At 51.0% G+C, this 2,147-nt stretch carries 2 protein-coding genes; both read left to right on the top strand.

What is annotated here, in order from left to right:
- Positions 1–512 precede the first annotated feature (512 nt).
- Positions 513–1,715, top strand: coding sequence for a replication-associated recombination protein A (locus Q0256_RS05970; RefSeq protein ID WP_297961099.1), 1,203 nt, complete (start codon positions 513–515; stop codon positions 1,713–1,715).
- Positions 1,712–2,068, top strand: a complete 357-nt coding sequence (locus Q0256_RS05975) for an MmcQ/YjbR family DNA-binding protein (RefSeq protein ID WP_297961101.1) — start codon at positions 1,712–1,714, stop codon at positions 2,066–2,068. Before Q0256_RS05970 ends, Q0256_RS05975 begins: the two co-directional genes overlap by 4 nt.
- Positions 2,069–2,147: the final 79 nt, after the last annotated feature.

Raw genomic sequence — 2,147 nt, forward strand, 5'->3', positions numbered from 1 at the left:
CGATAGTTTCTACGCGGGCGAGGCGATAGTCGCGATGGTTACGCGATGATTTTATGAGAGAGCAACGATTTTTTAGGCTTTGCTGATTTTGCGTTTATTGATTTGCTAATTTAGCGGCTCGTCGCCCGCCGCGAGATAAAATTTAGCCCTAAAATAGGGCTAAATTTTAAAATTTCATCTTGCGCGCCGAGCTGATTGCGGGCGCGCTATGTATGACGGCGCAACCGCGCAATACGCAAGGCATTAAATTTAAAGCGCCTAGTCCGCCAAATCTGCGCGATCTGTTTTCGCCGCAAAATTTTATATCGCCAGCTCGCACGCGGCACAAAATTTTAAAATTCTACTGAAATTTTAAAGCTTCCTTTCGCGACGCAAATTTCAAGCCCGCGGCATGTATAAATTTCAAAACCTCGCCGTATGTAAAATCTGGATCCCGCCTTTTAAATTTAGCCGAATTTCAAAATTTAATCATAAAAACGCTATCATCGAGGCAAAATTTTTAAGGTTGTAAAATGAGTTTGAGCTTGAAATTTCGCCCCAAAAGCCTAGAGCAGATCGTGGGGCAGGGCAAGATCGTAGCGGTTTTTAAAAAATTCGTCGCCGCAGGCAGCATCCCGCACAGTATATTTTTCGGCGCCGCAGGCAGCGGCAAAACGACGATGGCGCGCGTGATCGCAAGCGAGCTGAACTACGATTTTTACGAGCTTGACGCCACGAGCCTGAAGGTCGAGGATATCCGCAAAATTCTATCCTCGCACGCCGGCTCGCTCATCAAGCCGCTCATTTTCATCGACGAGATCCACCGCCTCAGCAAGACGCAGCAGGAGGTGCTGCTAATCCCGATGGAAAACTACGCCGCGATCATCATCGGCGCGACGACGGAAAATCCGCAGTTCGTGCTAAGCAGCGGCATCCGCTCGCGCTCGATGATCTTTGAGTTTGAGCCGCTTAGCTACGAGGATTTGGAGGCGCTTTTGGCGCGAGTGCAGGGCGAGATCGGCTTTGAGATGGACGAGGAGGCGCGAAAATACCTACTAAACTCCAGCAGCGGCGATGCAAGGAGCATGTTAAATTTGCTAGAATTTGCGCTTTTGGCAGACAGCGCCATTACGCTGGATACGCTTCGTATGCTGCGTGCAAATGCCGTAGCTGCGGGCGTTAGCAGCGACGATCTGCATTACGAGCTTGCCAGCGCGATGATAAAAAGCCTGCGCGGAAGCGACGCCGACGCCGCGCTGTATTATGTCGCGAGGCTGATAGATGCGGGCGAGAGCGCGGATTTTATCGCGCGCAGGATGGTGATCCTAGCTAGCGAGGACATCGGCAATGCCAATCCAAACGCCCTAAATATCGCGGTTAGCACGCTAAGCGCCGTCAGCAAGATTGGCTATCCCGAAGCTCGCATTATCTTAGGGCAATGCGCGATCTATCTGGCGCACAGCCCCAAATCAAACGCCGCGTATTTGGGCATCAACGCCGCTTTGAAGTTCGTCCGCTCCGCCGCACCGCTACCTACGCCACGCTATCTCATCAACTCGGACAAGCAAATAGCGGACTACAAATACCCGCACGACTTTGGCGGCTGGGTCGAGCAGGCCTATATGAGCGAGGCGGCGAAATTTTACGAAAGCAAAGGGATCGGCTTTGAAAAGACGCTGGATGAGTGGCTGGCGAGATTGCACAGGGAAAATATCGATATTAAGGAACGAGAATGAACTTCAGCAGCGTCCTAAAACTAATGAAGCAGCGCTACGGCGCGGATGGCGAGTATCTGTGGGATGAATATCCGAATTTTGCGGTTTTTCGTCACGCAGGAGGGAAGCGCAAGTGGTTTGCGCTTTTGATGCGCGGGCTTGCAAACGAAAAGCTCGGTCGCGCACTTCCTGGCTCAAGCGACGTGATAAATTTAAAAATTTCGCCCGATTTGGCGGCAATTTTGCGTGACGAAAAAGGAATTTTTGCAGCCTATCATATGAATAAAAAGCACTGGATCAGCGTCTGCCTTGATGCGGTGCCGCGCGAGCAGATCGAGGATCTAATCGAGCATAGCAGGGAGCTTACGAGGTAGAATTTGCGCCTGGGTTAGGTTTAAATTTGCGTACGGAAGAGGCTAAATTTGAACCGAGAGCGCAGATTTTAGCGGCTCG

The organism is uncultured Campylobacter sp. (genome assembly GCF_937949835.1).
Classification (GTDB): domain Bacteria; phylum Campylobacterota; class Campylobacteria; order Campylobacterales; family Campylobacteraceae; genus Campylobacter_B.